Source organism: Marinobacterium aestuarii (assembly GCF_001651805.1).
GTDB classification, from domain to species: Bacteria; Pseudomonadota; Gammaproteobacteria; order Pseudomonadales; family Balneatricaceae; genus Marinobacterium_A; species Marinobacterium_A aestuarii.
Genome location: NZ_CP015839.1, coordinates 3,303,751 through 3,329,649, shown reverse-complemented (window position 1 = coordinate 3,329,649; position 25,899 = coordinate 3,303,751). Strand labels below are relative to the sequence as shown.

Here is a 25,899-nt window from a genome sequence, read left to right as displayed (position 1 = left end):
ATGCAGTCGATTATTCTGGTACTGGATATTGGCAAGACCAATGTCAAACTTTGCGCCCTGGATGCCGTGAGCGGAGCTCTGCTTGAGTCGCTCAAGCGCAGCAATGAGGTGATCCTGGCCGAGCCCTATCCGCAGGCGGATATCGAGGGCATCTGGCACTGGTATTGCCAGGGTGTTGCCACCCTGGCTCGGCGTTACGCGATTCGCTTTCTGAGCTTTACCACCCACGGTGCCACGGCGGTTTGCCTGGCCGGCGATACAGCGGCGCTGCCGGTACTGGATTATGAATCGGATCTGTGTGAACAGACGAATAACGAGTATGACCAGGTGCGCCCGGACTACGCACAGACCCTGAGCCCGGCACTGGGCTGCGGGCTCAATCTGGGTCGACAGCTGTTCTGGCTGGCGCATGCCAGGCCCGATGATTTTGCCCGCGTCGACTGTATTCTGATGTACCCGCAGTACTGGGGCTGGCGCCTGAGCGGTGTTGCGGCCAGCGAGCTGACATCCCTGGGGTGTCATACCGATTTGTGGCAGCCGCAACAGCAGTGCTACTCGTCGCTGGTCGAACGCATGGGCTGGCAGGGGCTGTTTCCCGCGCTGCGAAAGGCCGGTGCCGTGCTGGGCCCGGTTTTGCCGCAGCTGGCCGGCGAACTCGGATTGCCAGCGGATTGTCAGGTGATCAACGGCATCCACGACAGTAATGCATCCCTGGTGCCCTATCTGCGCCAGCTCGACCTGCCCTTTACGGTCATTTCCACCGGCACCTGGACCCTTATGGCGGGGATTGGCGCGCCCCTGACCGGCATTAGTGAGCAGGACGATATGCTCGCCAATGTCAGTGCCTTTGGTGATCCGGTGCCCTGTATCCGCTTTATGGGCGGGCGGGAGTGGGAGCTGCTGCGCGATGCCGACGACTGTGAGCTGACGGATCTGCAGCGGGTACTGGAGGCGGGGGTCTTTGCGCTGCCGTCCTTTTCCAGTCAGGGTGGCCCGTTCCGGCATCGCCAGGGCGGGGTGATCGGCCCGAGCGACAGTCTCAGTGCCCGGCAGCGCACGGCACTGGCCGCGCTCTACTGCGCCCTGATGACGGATTACTGCCTGAGCCGGCTGCAAAGCGGCGGTGATATTTTTGTCGAGGGCAGCTTTGCCCGCAATGCCGTCTACCTGAGTGTGCTGCAGGCGCTGCGCCCAGAGCAGAGGGTGCGTGCCAGTAACGACAGTACCGGCACTACTCAGGGTGCCGCCCAGTTGATAGCGGGCTCTGACTGGCCGTGCGCTGCAGTGCCTGCCGCTGTAGAGCGTCCAGTGAACCTGGCTGGGCTGGCTGAATATCGCGCTCGCTGGCTGGAGTTCATTGAAGGGGAAAGTTCTGTCCCCCCGGAGCGAGCAGAAGAATGAAACAGAGGATAAAAAAGAGGCGATAGCTTTAGGTTATACCGTTGTAATCTGGGGCTCTGGTGTGGTGCAGAAGGAGAGCATGGTTTTTATCCTGTGGCTGAATCCGTATCGCGAACATCCCTGATCATAAAATTTATAAATTCGTTCACCGCGGGCAGGCTGCGCGCAGCCGGTGCATACCAGATACCGCTGGAGAATCCCCATATTTTCTGCACGAAGGCTATTTGTACCAGGTCGTTATCCGTTGCCTGATGCAAAAGCTGCTTTGGCATACTCATGAGGTAGTCACCCTGGTGCAGCATTGCCTGGGCTGTGGTCCAGTAATCGGACTGCAGGCAGACGTCCAGTGACGGCAACCCATGCTGACGCAAAAAGTGATTGTACTGGCCGATTTGATCCTGCGACTGCATAAAGAGTACCCAGCGATATCGGCACAGCTCTTCTGCGCTAACCGTTGCTTGGTGTGCCAGCGGGTGGTTACTCCTGGCAACCACAATCAAATCCACATCAAGCATGTGGATGTATTCGAGCTCGTCGGTCAGTCGTTCGTCGATATCCTGTGTTCCCAGTGCCAGATCCAGTTCCCCGGCAATCAATTTGGGCATCAATACCGACATGGAGCCGGATTCCAGCCTGACCGAGAGGCTGGGAAAGCGCTGGTACATCTGCGTCAAAATATCTGGCAGGTAGTTCAGTGCCCATACCGGGCCTGATCCGATATTCAGACTTGCGGTGGCACCGCTCTGCAGCGCTGAAAGCTCCTCATGAGCGTAGCGATACTCCATTTCCATCCGTTTGACCCGGTGCAGCAGCGCCTCGCCAAAAGGTGTCAGAAGCATGCCTCTGGGGAGTCGCTCGAACAGGGGTACACCGAACTCTTCCTCCACTTTCTTGATGTTCTTGGTCAAAGCCGGCTGGCTCAGGTGCAGCAGCTGGCTGGCTGCGGTCAGGTTCTTTTGCTCCGCGACGACCCGGAATTGATGCAGAAATTTGTTCACGGCATAACCTGATGGAATCGATTCTGGCTAAATAGATATTATATTCTATGTCTCATTGCGTCTAGCATCAGTCTCAAGGCTACGTTGAACCATCTATTCGACATGAGTAAATCCTATGAAAGTCGTATTTGTTCTATTTGATTCGCTGGTGCGCAAGGCGCTTGGATGTTATGGCAGTCACGGCATTAAGACGCCGAATTTTGACCGCTTTTCTAAAAAGGGTGTGACCTTTGATACGCATTATGTCGGCAGTCTCCCCTGTATGCCTGCACGGCGAGATATCCACTCAGGGCGCCTCAACTTCATGCATCGCAGCTGGGGGCCGCTGGAACCTTTCGATAACTCTTTTGTACAGATGTTGAAAGACAAGGGTATTTACAGCCACCTGGTTACCGACCATCAGCATTACTTTGAAGAAGGCGGCTGGCGTTATCCGCAGGCTTTCGACACCTGGGACTTTATTCGTGGGCAGGAAAACGACCCCTGGAAAGCAATGGTGCAACCGCCGCTGGAGCGCTTCAAGGAAACCTACGATACCCGCCATTACCCACCGACATCAAAGAAACGTATGCAGCATGCCATTAACCGCGAATGGATGAAAGAGGAGAGCGATTTTCCAACGGCCCGCTGCTTTGCCTCCGCGTTTGAGTTCCTCGATACCAACCGCGAAGCAGATGACTGGCTGCTCTGGCTCGAGTGCTTCGACCCCCACGAACCCTTCCATGCGCCGGAGCGTTTTCGCCAGCAATACAGCACGGGCTATCAGGGCAAGGTGTTGAACTGGCCGATTTACGAAAAGGTAAACAACACACCGCAAGAAATCGCTGAAATTCAGTCAAACTATGCCGCACTGGTGAGTATGTGCGACGAGTATTTCGGCCGTTTGCTGGATTACTTCGATGAGCACAACCTGTGGGAAGACACCATGCTGGTGATGTCGACCGACCACGGATTCCTGCTGTCTGAGCATGACTGGTGGGGCAAGAACAGGCAGCCTTACTACGAGGAAATCGCTCATATTCCAATGATTATCGCCCATCCGCAGTTTCGTGAGCAGGCAGGCACGAGGCGCCAAGGCTTGACCCAGACGCCGGATCTGATGCCGACCCTGCTGGATGCATTCGGTATTGAGCCGCCGCCGGAAACGCGGGCCAAATCTGTTCTACCGCTACTGAAAAAAGACCAGCAGCTGCGGGATGCCATTATCCTGGGCATGTTCGGTGGCCCTATTTGTGTCACGGATGGTCGCTACACCTATTATCGCTATCCGGACAATATCGCCACCAGCGAGAACCTGTTCGAATACACGCTGATGCCGACCCATATGAACAGCCCCTTCACACTGGAAGAGCTAGACGACATGGAGCTGGTGGCGCCCTTTGATTTCACCAAGGATGTACGCTTGCTCAAGATTCGCGCCCGCAGCAACGCCGCGCGTCCACCGGATCCGGACGTCACAGCCTTTGGCGACTTGGGTACGCGCCTCTACGACGTACGGGAGGACCCTCAGCAATTGAATCCCGATTACGGCGACAACGCCATTACCCAGCGGCTGACACGCAGCCTGGTGAAAATTCTTGCCGAACATGATGCTCCGGCTGAACTTTACCGCCGCTTTGATCTGACAGCCCCCGGGGGCGCCAAAATAACCTAACAAGACGGGGCCGGGCATTGCACCGAGGCTGCTCTGGCCCAGATCGACCGAAGTGACGGCATTGAGCTCAGCCTCGACAGAAACAGGAACCAAGGCTCAGTGCTCGCAAGATCACGGAGCTGGCGGGGTCGCTGGACCCTACAGCTAGGTAAATCCACCGATTCACCCGTAAAGCAAAATCGATAAAAACAACAGGAGTAGACCCGATGTTCACATCACTGAAAAAAGCGACGGCCGTGGCACTCATCACGCTTTGTCCGCTGGTGGCCAAAGCCGAGTACCCAGAGCGGACGATCGAACTGGTATATCCCTGGAGTTCAGGGGCTGCCATGTCCATCAGCCAGATACTGGCAGAGGCCATGTCCGACGAACTGGGTGTCGCGATGCCGGTCATCTCAACCCCGGGTGCCGCCGGCACCAAGGCATTCCTGACCGCGATGAACCGCCCGGCCGACGGCTACACAATGATTGATGGTTATGTGGCGCCACTGGTGCTGCAGCCGCTGCTGGGCAACGCGGACTGGACCTTCAAGGATTTCACGCCTTTGCACTCGGCATTTTCAAACGCCTTTTCCATCGCCATCCGCAAGGACAACGACCGCTGGGCCAACTTCGAGGAGATGATGGCCTATGCCAAGGAGCATCCCGGCGATCTGCGTTACTCATCCGGTTCGCGCAACAATTTGCCCCATATGGTAATTGCCAAGACACTGCAGGGCTTTGGCGCTGTCGCGCAGAATATTCCGTATAACACCGACACCGACGCCCTGTCTGATTTGCGCGCAGGCGTGCTGGATTTCGCATTCCTCGGTGTCGGCGAATACCATAAGATGCCGGACGCCTACAAGGTTATTCTCGTCCTGTCAGACCTCGAAGGGGCCAAGCAAAGCTTTGATGGTGCGCCGAGCATAGCGGATCTGGGCATCGACCTGGGCTTGAGCGGCTTGGCGCCCATGGGCTGGAACTGGTGGCTGGTGCATTCGGATACGCCGCCGGAGCGGGTGGAAGTGTTGCGCAAGGCCATGGCCACGGCAATGGCACGTGACGACGTGCAGCAGGGGATCAAGCGGCTGGGCTTTGTGCCGCTGCAGTGGGACTGGGATCAGTACGACGAAATCGTTTCTAAGGTGCATGACCAGCTCGGCGAGATGGGCAATGCCCTGAAGTGGGAAGAGGAACAGCTTTCCAAACTTAAGTAATCCGATGGTTAGCGAAGGACAATAAAGATGGCCATTCGACCGACTGCAAGACTTGCACAGTGGTGCAACGTCGCTCTGTTCGTGGGTTTGATTCTGCTGGTATTCCAGCAGATCGCGACAAACATGACCGCCCAGGGGATCGCCTCGGGCGGCCCTTATAATAATGGAGCTGCCTATCCGCAAGGGGTCGCTATCGTACTGGGCGTTCTGGTGTTGATACAGATGGCACTTCTTGTTGCCGGCCGCAAGGCTGCAAGTGAGGCGACAAGCTGGGCAGCGCTAGTTCGCCCCGCAGCTCTTATCGCACTCTTTGCGCTCTATCTCGGACTGCTTGGCTGGCTTGGCTATCACATTGCGACACCCTTGATGCTGGCGGGGGTGATGTTGCTCTGTGGTCTGCGGCGGCCGGTCGCGATCATTCTGCCGACCCTGGGCGTTTCTTTTGGCCTGGCCTGGATCTTCGAGGCCTGGCTCAAAATCGTGCTGCCGGGCGGCATCTTTCATCTGAATATTGCGTGGTAATACCATGATTCAAGCTCTGATGTCTGGCCTCGACCTCATGTTGACGCCGCTTACGCTAGGCCTGACGGTGTTGGGCGTTGTATTTGGTCTCATCGTCGGCGCCTTGCCGGGCCTGGGCCCCCTGATGGGGATAGTGCTGATGTTACCGGTTGCCATTACCTTGCCGCCGGTGGCGGCCATGGGTTTTCTGATTGCCATCGCTGTCGGTGGCTCCTGTGGCGGTTCGATCTCGGCTATCCTGCTGCGTATTCCCGGCACACCGCTAGCCGCGGCAACCCTGCTGGACGGCTACCCGATGGCGCAAAATGGCCGTGCTGCCGATGCAACCGGAATAGCGATATCGGCATCAGCCCTGGGTGGGCTCTTTGGCGGCGTAGTGCTGATTTTTTTCTCACCACTGCTGGCGTCTTTCGCCTCGCGATTTGCGCCGCCGGAGTACACGATGCTCGCGCTGACCGGGCTGATAGCCATAGCGGTGGTGTCTGAAGGCTCACTGCTCAAGGGGCTGATTGTCGGCGCCATGGGGCTGCTGATCGCGACCATTGGTACCGATGAATTCTCGACGGGCTACCGCTTCACCTTCGGTTCCTACGATATGCTCAATGGCTTTCATATAGTGGCGATTGTCGTGGGTGTCTTTGCAATATCGGAAATGGCCTTTCAGGTGGCAGCCGGGGGACTCAATGATCGTCCGACTGTGGGGGCGGTGCGCCCGAGCTTTCGCACCTTTTTCCTCACACTAAAACACTGGGTTAACCTGATCCGCTCGTCGGCGATTGGTGGCTTCTTCGGCGCCTTGCCGGGGGCCGGTGGTACCATCTCGTCCTTCGCAGCCTATGCCGCCGCATCGGCGATGGCCAAACCTGAAGAGGGCTATGGCAAGGGAGCCGAGGGCGGGGTGGTGGCGACCGAGAGTGCCAATAACGCCACTGTGGGGGGCTCGCTGGTGCCCTCGCTCGCGCTGGGTGTGCCAGGCGACGCCTGCTCAGCGGTGCTGATCGGCGCCCTGTTGATTCTCGGCTTTTATCCGGGGCCGCAAATGTTTGAGCAACAGCCCGAAATAGTCGGCGGTGTTTTCCTGGTTTATCTGTTCTCAAATGTCGCCTTGCTGTTCGTCGGGATTCTGGCGACCCCTGTTTTCGTCTGGGTGCTGCGGCTGAAGAAAAGCTACCTTATCCCGGTCGTGTTGTTGCTCTGCGCCATAGGTACCTTTGCGCTGCAGGCGTCGGTGTTTGACCTGTGGGTCATGCTTGGATTCGGCATGCTTGGCATCCTGCTGCGCCTGGGCAACTATCCGCTGGCGCCACTGGTAATCGGTGCCATCCTCGGGCCGCTGCTGGAGAATAGCCTGCGCCGGTCGCTGCTTATATCGCGCGAAGGGTTCTGGATATTCCTTGACCGTCCGGTGGCAGCGACCCTGGTGGTCGTCAATGTCCTGCTGATCCTGGGTGCTATCTGGATGGGATATCGCCGGCGCCAGCTCAAGAAAAGAATGCAGGAACTCGATAATACAGTAGCCCGAGGGGCCTGAGCGTCGCGCTCTTGATTGCTGCGACCCGGGGCCCCGGCTGGAGCGGCGGTATACCAGAGGCAGGTCGTTTTCGGGGGGGCATCGCGTCCAGGTTTAAGGAGGTGCAGGTGATTGCGCCTCCCATGTATTGCCTCGTACAATGGCACGCTGTTCCGATTTAATTAAAACAGCGTGAGGTTGTTGATGGCTACTCTGGACAAAACTCCGGATTCGGTTTCGTCGGTGCTTAAGGTGTTCGGCATTTTGCAGGTGCTGGGCGAGGAGCAGGCGATCGGTGTGACCGAGCTGTCGCAACGGGTGCTGATGTCCAAAAGTACCGTCTACCGCTTTTTGCAAACAATGAAGACCCTTGGCTACGTCAAGCAGGAGGGTGAGAACGACAAGTATGCACTCACCATGAAGCTGTTTGAGCTGGGGTCCAAGGCGTTGCAGCATGTCGACCTGATCCGTATTGCTGACGTGCAGATGCGGGAGTTGTCGACGCTGACGCGTGAGACGCTGCACCTGGGCGCCTTCGAAGAAGACAGCATCATTTATATCCACAAGATCGATTCGCCCTATAGCCTGCGAATGCATTCGCGTATAGGGCGCCGCAATCCCTTGTACAGCACCGCCATTGGCAAGGTGTTGCTGGCCTGGCTGGACGAGCGCGAGGTGCGGGATATTCTGGCCGCTGTCGACTTCAGGAAATTCACCGCCAATACGCTGGAGTCCGTCGATCAGCTGATACCGGTGCTGGCGCAGGTGCGCGAACGGGGCTATGCCGAGGACGGCCAGGAAATGGAAGAGGGGCTGCTTTGCATCGCGGTGCCTGTGTTCGATCATTTTGGCACTGTGGTCGCGGGGCTGAGTATTTCGTGGCCGATGATGCGTTATGACGAATCGAAGCAGGCTGAATATGTTGCCATGTTGCACAGTGCTGCCCGGGTTATTTCGCAGCAGCTGGGATACGCCGATTATCCCTTTTGAGAGCAATTGCGGGGCAAGGAATAGAATAGCGGAAGACAGTGGCACTTCCGCATATCTGTAAAAGGTGGCGCGCTCTTTAGCGCGCCAGCCAGCCACCGTCCACGGCAAGGGTATGGCCGTTAACATAATTGGACGCGTTTGAGGCCAGAAATACCACAGGCCCCATCATGTCCTCGGGCTGTCCCCAGCGCGCTGCCGGTATGCGCTCGAGTATTTCCTGATTGCGCTGATCATCGGCGCGCAGCGCTTCGGTGTTATTGGTCTCCATGTAGCCAGGGGCTATGGCATTCACGTTAATTCCTTCCTGCGCCCACTCATTGGCCATCAACCGGGTGATGCCCAGTACGCCGCTCTTTGAGGCGGTATAGGAGGGCACCCGGATTCCGCCCTGGTAGGACAGCATGGAGGCGATATTGATAATCTTGCCGCCGCTGCTTTGGGCAATAAACTGGCGCGCGACCGCCTGTGACATAAAGAAGGTGGTGCGCAGATTCACATTCATGACGTCATCCCAGTCCTTGGGGGAAAAGTCGATGGCGTCGTTGCGTCGGATAATGCCGGCGTTATTCACCAGTACATCGATTTTTCCAAACGCCTTGAGCGTCTGTTCGATGAGTCTGGGGATCTCGTCTATGTTGTCAAGATCCGCCTGCAGGCTCAGAAAGCGTCGGTCCAGGGATTCCACCTTGCTGCAGGTTTCACTTGCGTCGCTGCGATTGATACCGACTATATGGCAGCCCGCCTGGGCCAGGCCGACGGCCATGCCCTGGCCGAGGCCGGTATTACAACCGGTGACAATGGCAACCTTATCCTGCAGGTCGAAAGCATATAGCATCATCTTGAAGTCTCCGGTTGGCGGCAAGGGTGTTTGTTAGCGGGTGACCTGGCCCATATCGTTGCAAGCCTGGTGTTCGCCGACCGACCCGCTGGGCGAGATAATCGCCTGCTCGAAGTGCACCAGCAGATGACGGTTTTGCTGGGGTCTATTTTCGGTCGCAGTGCCTACATAGTATCTTTAGATGGAACGATAAATCAATAAAATCAAAACTATGTTTCATAAAATTTAATGTTTGTTGGTATTACCGCGCTAACGCATGTCGGCATATCGCCAGCGAGTCAGCTGAATGCCGTTGCTGCGCGGCCCACTTTTGTGCTGATGGCCGGGAGTATTGCAATGCGTATGGCGTCTTGCCGCGGATTATGTGGGTGTTACTCAGGAGGCGGCAGCTTTTGGTTTTCCGCCATCGATTTATTCATGGGATTTTTCTGGCGGGAGGATGTTAAAAGACAAAAATTAACATGATATTTTTGTTATCAGTCCCCTGTTGTCTCTTTATAATGGAGTGACTATTTTTCGATAAGATTATTAGGGATTATTATGAATAACGATAATAAACGGATATTCAATGTCGGTGTGCTGGGTATCGGTGATATCAGCGATGTTTATATTAATAATCTGAAAAAGTATGGCGATATTCTGCATGTGCTGGGCTGTGCCGGGCGCAGCCTGGAAAAGGCGCAGGCCAAGGCGGCGCAGCATGGTATTCCCAGAGCCTATGCCGACAGCGATGCGCTGCTGGCGGATGCGGATATCGACATAGTGCTGAATCTCACAGTGCCAGGCGTCCATGCGCCGCTGAATCTGGCGGCGCTGCACGCCGGCAAGCATGTCTATACCGAAAAGCCGCTGGCGGGCACCTTTGCCGACAGTCAGTTGATCATGGATCTGGCCAAACAAAAGGGGCTCTATGTCGGCAGTGCACCCGATACCTTTATGGGTGGCCGGCTGCAAAGCTGCCGCCGGGTCATGGATGAAGGTCTGATCGGCGATATCGTTGGCGCCAGTGCCTTTGTGGTGAGTCATGGTCAGGAGTGGTTTCACCCCAATCCGGACTTTATTTACAAGGACGGTGCCGGGCCGCTGCTGGATATAGGCCCTTACTACATGGTGGCGCTGCTGGCGTTGCTCGGCCCGGTGCAGCATTGCAGCGCCATGTCGAGCCGTGCCTTCGAGACCCGAGCGGTGGAGGGCGGGCCGCTGCGCGGGGATACGATTGAGGTGGATGTAGACACCCATATTACCGGAACTATGGAGTTTGCCAGCGGCGCCATCGGCACCTTCATTACCAGCTTCGATGTGTGGGATTCGGAGCTGCCACGCATGGAAATTTACGGCACCAAAGGCACCCTCTGCATGAGCGATATAGACCCGCTGGATGGGCCTAATCTGTTTGGTGGCAAGCTGTTGTTTAGAACGCGGGATAACTATCGCTGGAAGGGCATGCCCCGTGACCCGGCGGCCAGGGCGAGCGAGTGGATCGAGCTGCCCTGCGAGCATCCGTTCAACTCCACCAGTCATGCCGAAAACAGCCGGGGCATCGGGCTGGTGGACATGGCCCATGCGATTCGTCAGCAGCGGCAAGAGCGGGCCAGCGGTGCCATGGCGCTGCATTCGCTGGAGCTGATGGAAGGGCTGCTCTGGTCGGCCAGGGCGCGTCAGTTCTGTGAACTGAAAACGACGTTCGAGCGCCCGGCGCCATTGCCGGTGGACTTTCCGGCCAGCGAGTAGCGGCTGAGGGTCGGCGCGGCCTGTATTATGTAAAAAGGCCAGCGCCAAACCATGAAATTGAACCCCATGGGCTTTATAATGGCGACTGATGTTAATTAGGGCAGGGTAGGCTTTATGAGAGAAACGGATCTGGTTTTTTTTCAGCCGCTGTGGCGCCGTATCGCTGTAACGGTATTCTGTGTTTTGTGGTCCGTTTTTGAATGGGTGACCGGGAGCCCTTTCTGGGGCATGGTGTCACTGGGTTTTATTTTTTATTGCTACTGGATGTTCTTTCATACCTTTGAAGAAACAAAGCCAGACGATAAGGCACAGGATCAGAACAAGAGCTAACGATTTATCATTATATGTTGTTATGAAAAAGCCGGTTTTTTGACCGGCTTTTTTGTGTCCGAAAACTGTACTCAACTTATTTCACGGGAAGTTTGTCATAAAAAAAGAGGCCCTGGTTAAGGGGCCCCTTGTTGTTACTGCCTGGGTCTCAGCGCATCAGAGCGTCAGGTTTTCTTGCTGCGCTTGTTCTGGCGGTGCATGTCCACCACTACGGCGACGATAATAATCGCGCCCTTGATGATGTCCTGGTAGTAGGCATCGACCCGCAGGAAGGTGAAGCCCGACAGCATTACGCCAAGGATCAGGGCGCCAATGACGGTGCCGGTGATGCGGCCGCGACCACCGGACAGGGATACACCACCGATAACGGCCGCGGCAATGGCATCCAGCTCGTACATCATGCCCATGCCCGCCTGGGCGGTCTTGATGCGGGCGATGGCGACCATGGCGGCCAGGCCTGCCAGCAGGCCTGCAATCATGTAGACCTTGATCAGGTGGGATTCGATGTTGATACCCGACACGCGCGCCGCCTGGGGGTTGGCACCTATGGCGTAGGTGAATTTGCCAAAGCGGGTGTAGCGCATAACGATATGGAAGACGGCGGCCACGACCAGGAAGATCACCACCGGGGCCCAGCGGCCCATGCCGTTACCCAGCATGGCGAAGCTTTCGGTGAAACCGGACACCGGGCTGCCATCGGTGTACCAGCGGGCGATACCGCGGGCCGAGACCATCATGCCCAGGGTGGCAATAAAGGGCGGGATTTTGGTTTTGGTGATCAGCCAGCCGTTGACAAAACCGGCGGCAGCACCGACGGCCAGGCCGACGGTCAGCGGGATGAACCAGGGCAGATCCACCAGTGCCGGGTGAATGATTTTCGGCCAGTTGGCGTCCTGGGCGAAGGTTGCCGCCACCATGGCGCTCATGGCGACGACGGAGCCGGACGACAGATCGATACCGCCGGTGATGATAACCTGGGTCACGCCCACGGCGATGATACCGATCACGGAGACCTGCAGAATGATAATCTGCAGACGGCTCATGTTGCCCAGAAAGCTCTGGCCGACGAGGAACCAGCCGAGGACTTCAAAGAAGGCGGCGATGCCAAACAGCACCAGCAGAATGCTGACTTCCTGGGGCAGACGTTTCTTGGAGGGCGCTGCCAGAGTGGCATTAGGCGCTGTTGCAGTTCGGGTTGTCATAATCGACCTCTCATATTCCTGATGCGGTAATTCGTTCTTATTGTGAAGCCAGATCCATGACGGCGACCTGGTCAGCATCTGCGCGATCCAGAATGCCGGTGCAGTGGCCTTCGTGCATGACCACAACGCGGTCACTCATGCCCAGTACCTCGGGCATCTCGGATGAAATCATGATCACTGCCACACCGTTATGGGCCAGCTGGGTGATCAGACTGTGAATCTCAGCCTTGGCGCCGACATCGATGCCGCGGGTGGGTTCATCCAGGATCAGAATCTTGGGGTTGGTCAGCAGCCAGCGCCCAATCAGCACTTTCTGCTGGTTACCGCCGGACAGGTTTTCGATGCATTCATGCATGTTCGGTGTTTTTACACGCAATTTCTGGCTGATTTCCAGGCAGACCTTTTCGAGTTTGGCTTCCTGCACGAAACCATATTTCACAAAGTCATCGTGGATAACGGCCATCTGGGCGTTTTCCTGGATATCCAGCGGCAGGAAGCAGCCGGTTTCCTTGCGGTCCTCGGTGAGGAAGGCCATGCCCAGCTTGATGGCATCATGGGAGGTCTTGATCGACACTGCCTTGCCATTGATCTCGATGCTGCCGGAGGTGGCCGGTGTCACCCCGAAGAGGGTTTCCGCCACGTTGGAACGGCCCGAGCCCACCAGGCCTGCAAAGCCGAGGATTTCGCCGGCGCGCACATCGAAGGAGACATCGTGGAACACCCCTTCGAGGGTCAGGTTCTTCACCGACAGCACCACATCGCCCAGTTCCACTTCTTCCTTGGGGAACATCTGGGTGATCTCGCGGCCGACCATCATCTGGATGATGTCGTCGCGGGTCACATCAGCGGAGGGGTGGGTGGCGATGTAATGGCCGTCGCGAAACACCGAAAACTCGTCGGCAATCTCAAACAGCTCATTCATCTTGTGGGTGATATAAACGATGCCGATGCCCTGTTCGCGCAGGCCACGGATGATCTCGAACAGGTGCGCCACTTCCTTCTCGGTAATGGCCGAGGTGGGCTCGTCCATGATCAGCACGTCTGAGTTGAAGGATACCGCCTTGGCAATTTCCACCATCTGGCGGTTGGCCACCGAGAGTTCGCTCACCTCGGCGTCCGGATCCAGGGTAATGTTGAGCCGGTCAAACAGCTCGGTCGTCATCTGGCGCATCTGGGCGTGATTCACCAGCCCGAAGGCATTGCGCGGTTCGCGGCGAATCCAGATGTTCTCCGCCACCGTCATGGAATTCATCAGCAACAGCTCCTGATGAATCATGGCGATACCGGCTTCCTGGGCCGCCAGCGGCGTGGCCAGGTGTACGGCTTCACCGCGCAGCCGGATTTCGCCGGCGTCGGGGTGGTAGATACCGGCAATGATCTTCATCAGTGTCGATTTGCCGGCACCGTTTTCGCCCATCAGAGCGTGTACAGTGCCCGGACGTACGCGCAGAGAGACGTTATCCAGCGCGACTACACCCGGGAATTCCTTGCGCGCGTTAACGACTTCAAGCACGTACTCATAGGGTTTTGCGTGCGGTATTACGCTCTTGGGTGATACCGCGTCCAGCTGTGATGGGCTAACCATAACCTAACCTCTCCCTTGTGCCAGATATGTGAAACGATTGTTGTTATTTAAGGTAGTTGCTCAGGTTTTCCGGCGTAACCAGTTCAAAGGGTACCCATATTTTCTTCTCGATTTTTTCGCCCTTGGCCAGACTGATGGCGGTGCTCACAGCGCCGGCACCCTGGCCGGTGGCGCTCTGGTAAACAGTCACATCCAGGTCGCCGGCTTTCATGGCGGCCAGTGCATCGGCGGTGGCGTCTATGCCGGCGACGATGACGGTATCCATGGCGCGGCCCGAGGCTTTGAGTGCCTGAATGGCACCAATGGCCATTTCATCGTTGTTGGCGATGACGGCGTCAAACTCGGTGCCGGCAGCGATCCAGTTGGTCATCAGGTTGTTGCCTTTGGTGCGATCCCATTCGGCGGTCTGTTCAGCGACCACTTCCAGGCCTGAGCATTCCGGCGTGGCGATCACATCGTGAATGTCCTTGGTGCGCTGAATCGCGGCCTGGTTGGACAGTTCACCCATCATGACCAGTACCTTGCCCTTGCCGTTCATCAGGCGGCAGACTTCCTGGGTCTGGTAGGTGCCGGATTCCACTTCGTTGGATGCTACAAAGGCCTGGTTCTCGGGCAGCATGTCGATATTGATGGGCTGGCGGTTGACGTAAATCAGCGGAATGCCGGCGGCAACGGCGTCGTCACTCATGGACACGGTGGCATCGGTATCCACCGGGTTGACGATGATGGCGTCTACGCCTGAGGCGATGAAGTTCTGAATCTGGTTGAGCTGGGTACCGACTTCGTTCTTGGCATCTTCGATCTGAACATCGACACCTTCTTCGGCTGATTTTTTCTCGATGCCGTTACGCAGCGTGGTGAGGAAGTTGTCGTCAAACAGTGCCATGGATACGCCGATCTTAAGGCTGTCTGCCATGGCTGTTGGGGCGGCGATGATGGCGGTGAGGGCGGCGCAGAGCAGAGCTTTTTTGGTACTGATCATGACTTTCTCCTGATTGGACTTCAGTCTGGATCGAATTGGAACATTCGTTCCAGCCAGCTATTTATATTTTTTATCGGTCAAAGCCGTATCACCCTGTCTGCGTTGCCGGCCAAGCCTGGGTCACGAGCCTGCGGTGTGCTCATGCCCGGTGCTTTACTGATGCAGCAGCGCAGTGTCCTTGGGTGTACATCGCTTCAAACACACCCTGATTCTATGAAATTTATATTCCGAATGGTAGTGATAATAGAATAAATATTCTGTATTTGTTGATTTAAGTGTTCCATTTATGTGCCCTGTGCCGCTGCAGGCCCCGTAATACGGGCATTCTGACGCCTCTTCGGGGGTTGCAGGCATCAGCAATTTTCTGCGTGGTACAGAATAAAGGGCAAGGCCGGCGTTGTGATGGGCGCGGGCAGGGCGCTTTCATCCCTGTGCTCCAAGGTCGCCAGCATCTGGCTGAGGGTGTCGCCGGCGAGCTGGCGCAGCGGGGTGGCCAGTACCAGGGTGATAACGCCATCTATCAGGGCCTGGCGTGATTCTGCGGTGAGCTCCTGCACTATAACGCACAGGGGTTGTGCGGGCGGGCTGTCACGCAGTGCCCGTATAACCCCCTCCATGCCTCCGCCGGCTATATAGAGAGCACAGAGGTCGCTGTGGTCGTCCAGCAGCTGGCGGGTATTGCGGTAGGCCACCTCAGGATCATCCAGGCTGATCATGGGTTCCAGCACCGTCAGTTGCGGCGCCTGCTCGCGGCAGTAGGAACGAAAGCCCATGTCGCGCAGCTCGTGGCCGACAAAGCGATGATGGCCGATCATGATGCCCACCTTGCCGCTGTTGTGGCCCAGTTGTGCGACGGCCCAGCCGACGCTGCGGCCGACGCGGCGGTTATCCAGCCCTATATAGGGACGCCTGGGCTCGGTGCCCAGCGGTGACAGCAGGGCAATGATCAGTACGCCGCGGGCTTCGGCGTTCTCGATGGCCTGGATAATGCCGGGGTGCTCGTAGCAGGCCAGCGCCAGGGCGTCGCACTGGCTTGCCAGGCGGTCGATCTGGCGGGTGATAACGCTGGCGCTGGTGTCATCGATGAAAGCGAACACCGGGCTCTCGAGCCTGCCGGGGGTGAGCCGGCTGCGGCTGCGCACTGTCTGTTCGAGTTCCTGCTGCAGCTCTTTATAGAATGGCTGTTCTGCGCTTTGCAGCAGAAAGCCGAGCCGGTATGCCGCTGTGGCCTGGGTCTCTGTGGGGGCACTGTCGCTGTCGATGGGGTAGCCCGTGGCCCTGGCGGCTTGCAGCACGCGCTCGGCGGTTTGGCTTTTGACCGGCGCGCGATTGTTCAGCACACGGTCTACAGTAGAGACACTTAAGCCCGCAGCCCGGGCCACTGCGGTGATGGTGATGCGGTTGGGCATGGCGGTTTGACCGTGTTTATTTTAATTTGACAGGCCATGATGAAACAAATGAAAGATTATGTCAAAGCGACTAATGCCGCATAATACGGCAGTTTTTCGATATTGTTGCTGTCCTGATGTGGTTTTTTGGCGAGATGAAACTGTCATTAAATGAAAGCCTTTCATTGCGCTGGGTCAAATGAGGACATTTTTTCACTCCACCATGATTGAAATATTTATTCTAAATAGTATAGTCGTCGGTATGTTTGTTCTGTTTGGCGCGATCCAGGTTACCCAGGCGCAGGATGTTCGGGTTTCAGGTCGGGTCATAAAGCTGAAGGTAAAATAATATGAAAATCGCCCTTGATCCTTACATGCACCGTCACCTGTCGTTGCCCGACATCTGCCGCCTTACGGCAGAGCTGGGTTACGAGCACATCGAACTGTCGCCGCGGGCGGATTTTCTGCAATGGTGGACACGCCCGCGTGTGTACCCAGAGCGCATCCAGGCTTTCAAGAAGGCCATGAAGGATCACAGTGTGGGCCTGGCGACCCTGCAGCCCATGTATCGCTGGTCCAGCCCCTACCAGGACGAGTGGGAAATGGCGATGGACAACTGGAAGCGCACCATCGAAATCGCCGTCGAGATGGACGCTCCCTTGCTGATTTCCGAGTTCGGCCGTGGCGCCTCGCCGGAGCGTTCAGCCGCTGACCGGGAAGGGCGGCATAGCGCTGAAGCCTGCGAGAATGCCTTCTGGCGCTCCATGGATGTACTGGTGCCGATCCTGGAGCGTGAAGGGCTTACGCTCAGCGTTGAACCGCACCCGGAAGACTGGATCGAGACCATGGATCCCGCCGTGGAGATCGTCAAGACCATCAATTCCAAGGCGCTGAAGTGCTCCTATATAGCGCCGCACTCTTTTTATTACGGTGATGACCTGGCCGAAACGATCCGCGCCACCCAGGGCAATCTGGTGCATGCCCGCGTCGCCGATACCTTCAATCACAAGGCCTCGTCGAATCTGCGCTACATCGTCAATCCGCCGGGCTCCCAGGCACGGGTGCATCAGCATCTGGACATGGGAGAGGGCGAGATCGACTGGGATGTCTTCTTCAGCACCCTGAGCGAGATCGGCTTCGATGGCGTGCTGTCGAGCTGCGTGTTCGCCTGGGAAGAACGGGCCGAAGCCTCATCGCGCTACATGCGTGATGAAATGCAGCGCTACGTCGACAAGTATTTCAAGTAACAGATCCACCATGCATCCGTTCCATATGGGCGCCCTAAAGGGTGCCCGCACGCTTAAAAAAATACCAATAATCCAACAGTGACGAGTCCGCTATGACAATTAACATCGGTGTAATAGGTACAGGCGCAATTGGCGAGGATCATGCTCGTCGTATTACCGAGACGCTGGCAGGTGGCCAGATCGTAGCGGTGACGGATGTAAACATGGAACAGGCGCGCAGCGTGGTCGAGCGCCTGGGCCTGCAGGCTGAAGTCTATGCCAACGGCCTTGAGCTGATCGCGGCGCCGAACGTGGATGCCGTGCTGGTGTGCTCCTGGGGCCCGACCCACGAAGAGTTCGTGCTGGCGGCCATTGCCGCCGGCAAGTACGTTTTCTGTGAAAAGCCGCTGGCGGTGACCGCCGAGGGCTGCCTGAATATCGTCAAGGCGGAAGTGGCCGCCGGCAAGCGCCTGGTGCAGGTCGGCTTTATGCGCCGCTACGACAAGGGTTATCAGCAGCTTAAACAGAGCATCGACAACAACGACATAGGCGCGCCGCTGATGCTGCACTGCGCGCACCGCAACCCCACAGTGCCGGATCGCTACGTCACCAGCATGGCGATTGTCGATACCGCCATCCATGAACTGGATGCGCTGCGCTGGTTGCTGGATGACGACTACAAAACCATGCAGGTGGTCTACCCAAGGCGCACCAAGAATGCCTTCGAGCACCTGGCCGACCCGCAGATTCTGCTGATCGAAACCCTCAAGGGTGTGCGTATCGATCTGGAAATCTTCGTTAACTGCCAGTACGGCTACGATATCCAGTGCTCGGTGGTGGGCGAGGAGGGCATTGCCAACCTGCCGGAACCCCAGAGCCTGCTGATGCGCAAGGGTGCCAAGCTTTACAACGACGTGCTGATGGACTGGAAAGACCGCTTTATCGAGTCCTACGACATCGAACTGCAGGACTTCATCCGTGGCTGCGAGAAAGACGCCATTGGCGGCCCAAGCTCCTGGGACGGTTATGCCGCCGCCGTTGCCGCCGATGCTGCCGTAACGGCGCAGGAAAGCGGCCAGGTAGAGCCGGTGGTCATGGTCGATCGCCCGGCCTTTTATAACTGAGCCGCGGGCTTTCCCTTACATTCATCTGTGTTATCCGGCGCTGAGCCTCGCACTTAAGAGGGCGCCGGATACATTTGCCCAGGATAAAATCCATGCAGCCACTGAAATTCTCCCTTAACCATATGGTCGCACCGTCCATGACGGCGTTCGAGTTGCTCGACGCCGCCAAGGCGCTGGGTCTCAAGGCGGTTGAACTGCGCAACGATGTGCAGCACAACAGCGTCACTGAGCTGGAAAACGCCCGCGCCATCGGTGCCAGGGCAGAAGAACTCGATATCGAGATTCTCAGCATCAATGCGCTCTATCCGTTCAATATCTGGAACGAGGAACGGGCAGAAGCGGCCGAAAACCTGGCTCAGCTGGCCAGCGCCTGCGGCGCCAAGGGTCTGGTAATGTGCCCGTTGAACGATGGCGCCTATAAGGCCACAGACGCGCAGAAAGCGGCCGGTCTGCTGGAAGCACTGACAGCGATCAAACCGATCCTGGAAAAATACAACCTCAAGGGCTTTGTTGAGCCGCTGGGCTTTCCAATCTCCTCACTGCGCCTGAAACAGGATGCCGTGGCGGCGATCAAGGCACTGGATGCCGAAGACCGCTTTGGTCTGGTGCATGATACCTTCCACCACCAGGGCGCGGCTGAAACCGAATTCTTCCCGCAGCATACCGGGCTGGTACATATCTCCGGTGTGGAGGATGTCGCCATTTCCTTCAATGACATGCTGGATGGCCACCGTGTTCTGGTGGGGCCCAAAGATCGCCTGGGCAATGTTGGCCAGATCCGGGCGCTGCTCGCGGGCGGCTACAGCGGTTATATTTCGTTTGAGCCCTTCTCAAGCGAAGTCACCGGTCTGGCGGAGCCTTTGGTCGCGCTGGAGCAGAGCATTCGTTATATCAGCCAGCGGCTGGATGCGGCCTGATTTAATAGTGAGGCTGTGATGCGCTTGCCGTTAAGGGGGTGAGAGCGGGCTAGGCCGGTAAATAATATTCCGGTAAATAGAAAGGGCGATGAGTACACTCATCGCCCTTTTTTTGGTGGGGTTTTATGGTTTTTATTGACTGCGTTGGTGGCTGTGGTTTGTTGTCGGCACGGAGCGGACATAGATGAACTGGTAAATAGGTATGCTGCCCCCGTTATTCTTCGGGCGCTGCCCGAACCGTAGGAGCCCGGCCCCCGGGCGAACGCTGTTCCTTGCGACGATTCATTGCGCGCCTTATGAAGCGATGGCGCTGTCAAACGCTTGCATCAGGCTAGAATCGCAGCCGGGTAGGTTGCGTGAAGCTCCGAAGGAGCGTAACCCAACAGAGGGGTTGCACTGGGCTATTCTAAAAATGCCAGATTCATGAAGTGTTATTGTTGTCGGATAATCCTTATTTCGCCTTTCGGCGACTCACTTTTCTTTGCTCGTGCAAATAAAAGTAAGCAAAAGAAAGCACGCCCGAAGAAGCCGTGACACTGCGCGCTGGAATTATTTTCCGGGCACCGCTGACGGCACTTCCCTGTGCCGCATCGGCGGCTCGGCATCCATGCCTCGCCCCTGCCGGGCCTGATCGGAAAATACTCCCAGTGCTCGTCGGCTTCTAACGGGAGAGGGGTGGTAGCGTAAACGCTCTGGAAGTGATTGGCGATATTTTCTGTAACTCTTTCCTTGCGAGTTACGGCTGAAAAATAGGAATTTTAATAGTGGCTTAAGCCAAAAAAAACTGTAGGTTGGGATGAGGAACGAATCCCAACATGCTTGACGCCCTTGACAATTTTGTCACTAGAAAAATCGATAAATTGGATTAATAATGTCATCTATATTAAACGGATGTCGCTGCTTATCAATGCGTAACGCCGAACAGAGACTTCGATATGTGTATCCTACAGGTCCTGCTTTCGTTCAGCGATATTGACGGTGAAAAATAAGTTCCCCAGCATGCAGTGAGCGCCGATAGTTCGTACTACCTCCATATGATACGCGGTCACCTCGGCTTTTTATTTAATGTTGGGATTCGTTCCTCATCCCAACCTACGTGCTGCACTGCGAGTTAATAGGGTCAAATCGTGCTTTTGCCCCTTCGGTATGATACCAGCCCTTACCCCAGGTACCGCTGCGTAGAGGATAGCAACATGCGTTTGTTAGGTATTGTTTGGTCCAAACATATCTCCTTGACCATCTGACATTTTTTTGGCTTGGCTATATTTTTTTCCTTGAGCAGTTTTACCAGATACGCCTGAGTGTATATTTTCCAAAACAACCTCTACAGAATATCCAGATGTTACAATTTCACCGAGCTCATCTACCTTTTTATGTACCAGCAATACACAAATGATTCCATCACCGTTTTTAAAAGACAATAGCTTTGAAACTACAGCGCGCTTAAATTCATGGTCATTCATAGAAAAATTTATAGACTGGTCATCATATATGCCTTTCCATTTTGCCTTTCCATCGGTTAGGACGGGAGCCACTATTTCAATATAGGCTGAGCTGTCTTTACGCGGTTTTAAATCTTGTGATGTAAGTATAAACTTTTGGAAATCAACTCTATTAACAACCCTTTCATCTGAAAGACGCCTTCCATCTGAGCTCAATTCACTATAACCTACTTGGGTTACCTTCTCATAGTTGGAGAGTATTTTGTAAAAATTGGATTTCCTAGTAACCACCTTATAGCTTCTAGATGCAACTCTTACAGCAGTTTCAATGGTCTCCGATGTGATTTTTTTGTTTTCTATGTCTTCTTTTATTTTTCCTAATGCTTGTTTTCGTTGTTCGATGGAAAGTCGTAAATCTTCCTTTTGCAAATCAATCAATTCTTGATCTGTGTGTGGAATAACTGACAAAATTAAAGCTAGCGCAGATATTAATAACGCTATTTGAACGCTATTATCTCCAAGGGCCTTCCATACTTCACGAATGCCACCTTCTTGAAGAGCTTCACAGTCTAACTCTAAATTAATTCCAAGAATTTCTGCTACTTCAATAGCAACAGCGATGAATTCGGCTTCGCACTTATTTCTAACTAAAGCATTCATTGAATGACTCATGTCAGAAAAATAATAATGAAGCTCAATTTTTCTTGGAGATTCCATCTTCTATGTGATCCTTTTTTATGCATATCGTCCGCTTAAACGATCTGTTGGGCGCCTAGGCTCCCAAGCCTTTCAGCGTTTGCCCTTGTGCGTTTTTCCATGCAATAAGGCCATTGGCACCGCCACCGTGAACCACAGCGGCGGCGGAGCTTGGGCTTGTAAATTCGGTGTCTTTGGTAAATAAGTAGCTGCTGCCATCTTCGACTAGCACGCCTTCCGCAACCAACTTTTGACGAAGTGTTACAACAAAAGGGTGCTGAATTGCAGCCGATGGGCGATCCGCCAGCACTGCCCGAGAGCCTTTGAAGATGACGAAACCACTAGATGTCTGTTCCCCGTGCGCTTCGATACCCTTGATGGCGCAGACAAGTTGTTCGTGATTTTCAGACGGTTCAGCTGTGCGATTTACAACCGGCGTTAATAATTCCGACCCCAGCACTGGCAGAAGCTGCTGAATCTTGCTGAGAAAAATCTCCATATCTTCACGATCCGACTCTGGCAACCGAGAACCACTGGCCTGGCCGTTGTCTAGGTCGTAACGCGCGGCTGACTTCGCCTCTTCAATAAGCCGCCCCTCGAGGTAGCGGATGTGAGATTTGGTGAGGTTTTCATCTTTGCTGATAAATACGGTGGCCTGCACCCAAAATTCTTTGCTCTTGTGGGCCTTTAACCGATCCTTCAAAACCTCAGCTTCACCGATATATGCAAGTGGAGCGCCGGATGCGGGGTTATAGCCAGTAAGGATATAGACGCCTGATTGGAGCAGTTCTTCGCGGGCCAACAATTCGTCCAATTCTGTGCGCGGGGCACCAACCGCTTTTCCACTCCAGTTCGATAATTCAGCGGTACGCAGCCGCTTTGAATCGCCGTAGATTAAGAACAGTTTTATCGTAGCTGACGGCATTTATATACGTTCCGTTTTTGGTGCCCAATATTTTAATACTGCGCATGCGCGTTTACGCGCAGATCAGGGTAGTGCGAAGAAAGGCTAAGTAACTGAATATAATATATATTTTAGAATTCACAGCCATCTTCCTCCGTTGAAAATGATCTTGCGCTTTTTCGAGTTTTGCAGCGGTAGTATCCGCCAGCCTGTAATCCCTAGTGAGCTGATATTGCCCCATTTGAGTCAGTCGTGCCAGCAGGAATTGACTTGTGGGCACCTCGATTAACCGATGATTTTCGGTAAATTTAGTAACGACCCTACGGTGACGACAAAAGCAGGGTCAATTTCTCGACGAGGTGAAAGTTTAGTTACTCAGTTTGATGCCTACTCTTAGGTCGAATCAGGCCTACTGGGCGCGATTCGACCTACGGTGGCCATCAGAAGGCTTCGATTCCGGCTCTGCGTAAATACACCAACCGCTTCAGGTTGTAGCAGGTCGCCATCAGCGTCATCTTAACGTTCGCCCGGGCCTGGCCGATGGTTCGAATCAGCATACCTCCCATCTGGTCGATTGCCCCGAACACATGTTCTACCCGGGCGCGGATCTTGGCGATGCGATGGTTGCGTCGTTTCTGGCAGTCGGACAGTGGGCGGTTACGCGCCCCTTTGCGTTGAATTTCAGGGCGATTGCCACGCTGCCTGAGATCCGCTTCCCGCGCCTGGCTGGCATAGCCACGATCGGCGTAGACATTCTGGCTGGTGTTATAGGGGTCAAGTACCTGCTCGAAGTGGCGGCTGTCATGCACCGAGGCGGTGCTGGTCTCAATAGCGCGGATCACCTTATAGCGCTTGTCGACATTGATCGACAGCTTGTAACCGAAGTGACTCTTGCCATGCTTCTTGGTCCAGGTGGCATCCACATCCTTCTGGCGGCGCTGGGCCGGCTTCCAGTCGGCGGGCGTAGCCTGTTGCTCAATGATGTCTTTTTCATGACTGCGAATACGCTGTTTGGGCGCAGGGACCAGGGTCGCATCGATAATTTGACCGCCGCGCGCAATATAGCCCCGGCGCATCAGTTGATCCGCTACACCGTCAAACAGGGCTCTGGCGCCGGCTTCACCGATCCGGTTCTCAAATGTCCAGATCGTGGTGCGGTCCGGAATATTACTGATCTGCGTGAGTCCGCAAAAGCGCTGGTAACTCATGCGGTCCAGCAGTTGGTATTCCATCTGCTCGTCGGACAGGTTGTATAGCCGTTTGAGTACCAGAATTCGCACCATCGTCTCCGTCGGGAAGGGAGGCCTGCCACCCTGCGAGCTGACCGGACGCGGCGCAACTTGATCAACGGCCGCCGCCAGGGCAGAAAAGTCGATGTGCAGATTGATCTCCGCCAGCGGATCGCCCAGGCGGTCGATCTTCTCCCGGTGCTGATCGGCGGCAAACAAATCGGTCTTGAGGGCGCTGCGTGGCTTCTTCATCGGTATCAGTCCATGGCTGTATCAGACGCTGTGAATTTTACCCAAGGGTACCGCTGGTCGGCGAGGTTTTTCGAGGTGCCCTTGTATGCAGGGCATTAGCTTCTACCCTAATCACGGCTTACGGCTTACGGCTTACGGCTTACGGCTTACGGCTTACGGCTTACGGCTTACGGCTTACGGCTTACGGCTTACGGCTTACGGCTTACGGCTTACGGCTTACGGCTTACGGCTTACGGCTCCAAATCCCCAACCGATGCGCGCTATACTCAAGGCAGGCTGAATTTCGGGCTGCGCAGTGCGCGCCCGCAGACATCTGGCGACGCCACAATACGGACGTACAGGTCGCGCTAACCCGGCTACCGGGCCCCAGGGCCAGGAGACTTCATGGTTGCCAAGGCCGTGCATACGGCAGGTTCCACTATTCCCAAGATCGAACTGACACCGGCTGCGCTGCGGCTGCAGAACGAGGTTTTTCGCGGCAGCGGCGGGGTCAGCGATGAAAACCGCAGTCTGGGGTTCAGTCCGGCGTTTTACGATATGGAAACCGGCGCGGTACACCCGTCCTGTTTCGCCAACGGGCAGCCCGCTCCCATGCATTTGCTGGATGGACTGCCGCCTGAGCTGGTGCTGGCGAGGCTCGACAGTGGTCGAGTCACGGCGGTCAAATCCGGCATAGTGGCGGGCTTTATGCGCCAGGGACAGTTTTTTACCCGTGCCCAGGCCGCCCAGGCCAGCAAGGATCTGCGCTGCGCCTCCCGTAAACTGAGTAACCCGCTGCATCATCATCGCCTGCTGGATCTGTGGGAGCGCTTCATGCTGGGCCAGGATTATGCCGATGAAGCCATTCGGCCGGTGGTGGAGGACTCCTGGCTCCGTTGCCATGCATCCTGCATTGATCCGCAGCTGGGCCATGCCCCCCTTGGTGCCGACCCTGATCAGATGGAGTACCGCCGTTATCGCCAGGCGGATCTGCGCGATGCCGCCTACCCAGTGTTGCAGCGGGCGCAGGAGCTTCTTAACAGCACAAAGAGTGTGATTCTGCTGACGGATGAAAATGGCCTGATCCTGGATGTAGCCGGTGAACAGCGTAGCCGGCATGTAGCCCAGGATGTGAATCTGGTGCCCGGCGGGCTCTGGAGCGAGGAGGCCGTGGGCACCAATGCCATAGGCACGGCGCTGGCGGCAGGGGAGGCGGTTCAGCTCTATGGCGCAGAGCATTTCTGTAGCGGGATCAAGCGCTTCACCTGTTCTGCTGATGTGATTCATGATCCTCATGACGGCCGTATTATAGGCGCGGTAGACCTGTCGGGTCTGACGGAAACCTATCAGCGTAATGCGCTGGAGTTTGCCATGAATGCCGCAAGGCTGATTGAGGCAAACCTTGCCGCGGCCTATTTCAGCTCCCGGGAGCAGGTGCTGCAGAGCAGCCGGACACTCTTTGGGCGCTGGAGGGAACAGGGTCTGCTGGCGTTCGACAGGCGCGGGCGTCTGGTGCGGGCCAATGGCCTGGCGCACCCGCTGCTCAAGGCGCTGGATAGCGCGTTCGAGCTCAGCCCCCAGACGCGCCTTGGGGCGCTGGATCTGGATGACGACAGCCAAAGTGCTGGCGTCCCTCCACCCTGGCTGGCATCCCAGTTGAGGCAAGCCATAGTGCAGCGGGGTCGTCGCATCGGCACGCTGCTGGTGCTGGATGGGGCCTGTAGTTAATCCCCCGATATTTGCCTGTCATCGGCAGCTGGCATGATCTGCATCAGTACGCCGGCTTGGGTTCTGCGGCAT

21 protein-coding genes are annotated in these 25,899 nt (G+C 56.0%); 12 read left to right on the top strand and 9 right to left on the bottom strand.

The genetic code is table 11. From position 1 onward, the window contains the following. Positions 1 to 1,401: an FGGY-family carbohydrate kinase gene (locus A8C75_RS14540; protein ID WP_067383824.1), complete on the top strand. Its 1,401-nt coding sequence runs from the start codon at positions 1 to 3 to the stop codon at positions 1,399 to 1,401. A gap of 86 nt (positions 1,402 to 1,487) precedes the next feature. Here the strand turns inward: A8C75_RS14540 and A8C75_RS14535 are convergent, their stop codons facing one another. Beyond that, positions 1,488 to 2,399, bottom strand: a complete 912-nt coding sequence (locus tag A8C75_RS14535; RefSeq protein WP_067383822.1) for a LysR family transcriptional regulator — start codon at positions 2,397 to 2,399, stop codon at positions 1,488 to 1,490. A gap of 115 nt (positions 2,400 to 2,514) precedes the next feature. On the opposite strand from A8C75_RS14535, the gene A8C75_RS14530 reads away from it, so the two are divergent. The 5 genes from A8C75_RS14530 (at position 2,515) to kdgR (ending at position 8,274) form a co-directional block, all read left to right on the top strand. Next, entirely contained in the window at positions 2,515 to 4,053 is a 1,539-nt protein-coding gene (locus tag A8C75_RS14530) for a sulfatase (protein ID WP_067383819.1), read from the top strand. Positions 4,054 to 4,259: 206 nt separating this feature from the next. Then, positions 4,260 to 5,252 carry a Bug family tripartite tricarboxylate transporter substrate binding protein gene (locus A8C75_RS14525; protein ID WP_067383816.1) on the top strand — a complete coding sequence of 331 codons (993 nt, stop codon included), beginning with the start codon at positions 4,260 to 4,262 and terminating at the stop codon, positions 5,250 to 5,252. A 27-nt stretch (positions 5,253 to 5,279) separates the two neighbouring features. Further along, positions 5,280 to 5,774: a tripartite tricarboxylate transporter TctB family protein gene (locus A8C75_RS14520; protein WP_067383813.1), complete on the top strand. Its 495-nt coding sequence runs from the start codon at positions 5,280 to 5,282 to the stop codon at positions 5,772 to 5,774. A gap of 4 nt (positions 5,775 to 5,778) precedes the next feature. Further along, on the top strand, positions 5,779 to 7,305 hold the full coding sequence (locus A8C75_RS14515) for a tripartite tricarboxylate transporter permease (RefSeq protein ID WP_067383811.1): 1,527 nt from the start codon (positions 5,779 to 5,781) through the stop codon (positions 7,303 to 7,305). A gap of 183 nt (positions 7,306 to 7,488) precedes the next feature. Then, the gene (gene kdgR, locus A8C75_RS14510) at positions 7,489 to 8,274 is read left to right on the top strand and encodes a DNA-binding transcriptional regulator KdgR (protein ID WP_227819933.1); all 786 of its coding nucleotides are present in this window, start codon (positions 7,489 to 7,491) and stop codon (positions 8,272 to 8,274) included. Positions 8,275 to 8,350: 76 nt separating this feature from the next. Here kdgR and kduD read toward each other — a convergent pair whose 3' ends face one another. After that, a complete protein-coding gene (gene kduD, locus A8C75_RS14505) occupies positions 8,351 to 9,109 on the bottom strand; it encodes a 2-dehydro-3-deoxy-D-gluconate 5-dehydrogenase KduD (RefSeq protein ID WP_249762071.1) in 759 nt (252 codons plus the stop codon). Between the two features lie 543 nt (positions 9,110 to 9,652). Between kduD and A8C75_RS14500 the strand changes: the two genes are divergently transcribed. Further along, on the top strand, positions 9,653 to 10,843 hold the full coding sequence (locus tag A8C75_RS14500; protein ID WP_067383804.1) for a Gfo/Idh/MocA family protein: 1,191 nt from the start codon (positions 9,653 to 9,655) through the stop codon (positions 10,841 to 10,843). 114 nt (positions 10,844 to 10,957) lie between these two features. Beyond that, entirely contained in the window at positions 10,958 to 11,173 is a 216-nt protein-coding gene (locus A8C75_RS14495) for a hypothetical protein (protein WP_067383801.1), read from the top strand. Positions 11,174 to 11,337: 164 nt separating this feature from the next. On the opposite strand, the gene A8C75_RS14490 is transcribed toward A8C75_RS14495, so the two are convergent. The 4 genes from A8C75_RS14490 to A8C75_RS14475 all read right to left on the bottom strand — a co-directional run bounded on the left by A8C75_RS14490 (position 11,338) and on the right by A8C75_RS14475 (position 16,351). Then, on the bottom strand, positions 11,338 to 12,375 hold the full coding sequence (locus A8C75_RS14490) for an ABC transporter permease (protein ID WP_067383798.1): 1,038 nt from the start codon (positions 12,373 to 12,375) through the stop codon (positions 11,338 to 11,340). 37 nt (positions 12,376 to 12,412) lie between these two features. Beyond that, the gene (locus A8C75_RS14485) at positions 12,413 to 13,960 is read right to left on the bottom strand and encodes a sugar ABC transporter ATP-binding protein (RefSeq protein ID WP_067383796.1); all 1,548 of its coding nucleotides are present in this window, start codon (positions 13,958 to 13,960) and stop codon (positions 12,413 to 12,415) included. 43 nt (positions 13,961 to 14,003) lie between these two features. Beyond that, positions 14,004 to 14,942, bottom strand: a complete 939-nt coding sequence (locus tag A8C75_RS14480; protein WP_067383793.1) for a sugar ABC transporter substrate-binding protein — start codon at positions 14,940 to 14,942, stop codon at positions 14,004 to 14,006. Positions 14,943 to 15,295: 353 nt separating this feature from the next. Next, positions 15,296 to 16,351, bottom strand: coding sequence for a LacI family DNA-binding transcriptional regulator (locus A8C75_RS14475; protein ID WP_067383790.1), 1,056 nt, complete (start codon positions 16,349 to 16,351; stop codon positions 15,296 to 15,298). A 329-nt stretch (positions 16,352 to 16,680) separates the two neighbouring features. Between A8C75_RS14475 and A8C75_RS14470 the strand changes: the two genes are divergently transcribed. The 3 genes from A8C75_RS14470 to A8C75_RS14460 all read left to right on the top strand — a co-directional run bounded on the left by A8C75_RS14470 (position 16,681) and on the right by A8C75_RS14460 (position 19,597). Further along, positions 16,681 to 17,577 (top strand): sugar phosphate isomerase/epimerase family protein, encoded by an 897-nt coding sequence (locus tag A8C75_RS14470; RefSeq protein ID WP_067383787.1) that lies wholly within the window; start codon positions 16,681 to 16,683, stop codon positions 17,575 to 17,577. A 92-nt stretch (positions 17,578 to 17,669) separates the two neighbouring features. Beyond that, entirely contained in the window at positions 17,670 to 18,680 is a 1,011-nt protein-coding gene (gene iolG, locus A8C75_RS14465; RefSeq protein WP_067383784.1) for a bifunctional inositol 2-dehydrogenase/D-chiro-inositol 1-dehydrogenase, read from the top strand. 92 nt (positions 18,681 to 18,772) lie between these two features. Continuing rightward, positions 18,773 to 19,597 carry a TIM barrel protein gene (locus tag A8C75_RS14460; protein WP_067383781.1) on the top strand — a complete coding sequence of 275 codons (825 nt, stop codon included), beginning with the start codon at positions 18,773 to 18,775 and terminating at the stop codon, positions 19,595 to 19,597. Positions 19,598 to 20,799: 1,202 nt separating this feature from the next. Here the strand turns inward: A8C75_RS14460 and A8C75_RS14455 are convergent. The 3 genes from A8C75_RS14455 to A8C75_RS14445 all read right to left on the bottom strand — a co-directional run bounded on the left by A8C75_RS14455 (position 20,800) and on the right by A8C75_RS14445 (position 24,120). Beyond that, entirely contained in the window at positions 20,800 to 21,756 is a 957-nt protein-coding gene (locus A8C75_RS14455) for a hypothetical protein (RefSeq protein WP_067383778.1), read from the bottom strand. Positions 21,757 to 21,811: 55 nt separating this feature from the next. Further along, on the bottom strand, positions 21,812 to 22,660 hold the full coding sequence (locus tag A8C75_RS14450) for a GIY-YIG nuclease family protein (RefSeq protein ID WP_067383771.1): 849 nt from the start codon (positions 22,658 to 22,660) through the stop codon (positions 21,812 to 21,814). 419 nt (positions 22,661 to 23,079) lie between these two features. Continuing rightward, entirely contained in the window at positions 23,080 to 24,120 is a 1,041-nt protein-coding gene (locus A8C75_RS14445; protein ID WP_067382021.1) for an IS5 family transposase, read from the bottom strand. Positions 24,121 to 24,504: 384 nt separating this feature from the next. Here A8C75_RS14445 and A8C75_RS14440 point away from each other — a divergent pair, with 384 nt between their 5' ends. Beyond that, positions 24,505 to 25,827 carry a GAF domain-containing protein gene (locus tag A8C75_RS14440; protein ID WP_067383768.1) on the top strand — a complete coding sequence of 441 codons (1,323 nt, stop codon included), beginning with the start codon at positions 24,505 to 24,507 and terminating at the stop codon, positions 25,825 to 25,827. The last annotated feature ends 72 nt before the right edge of the window (positions 25,828 to 25,899 follow it).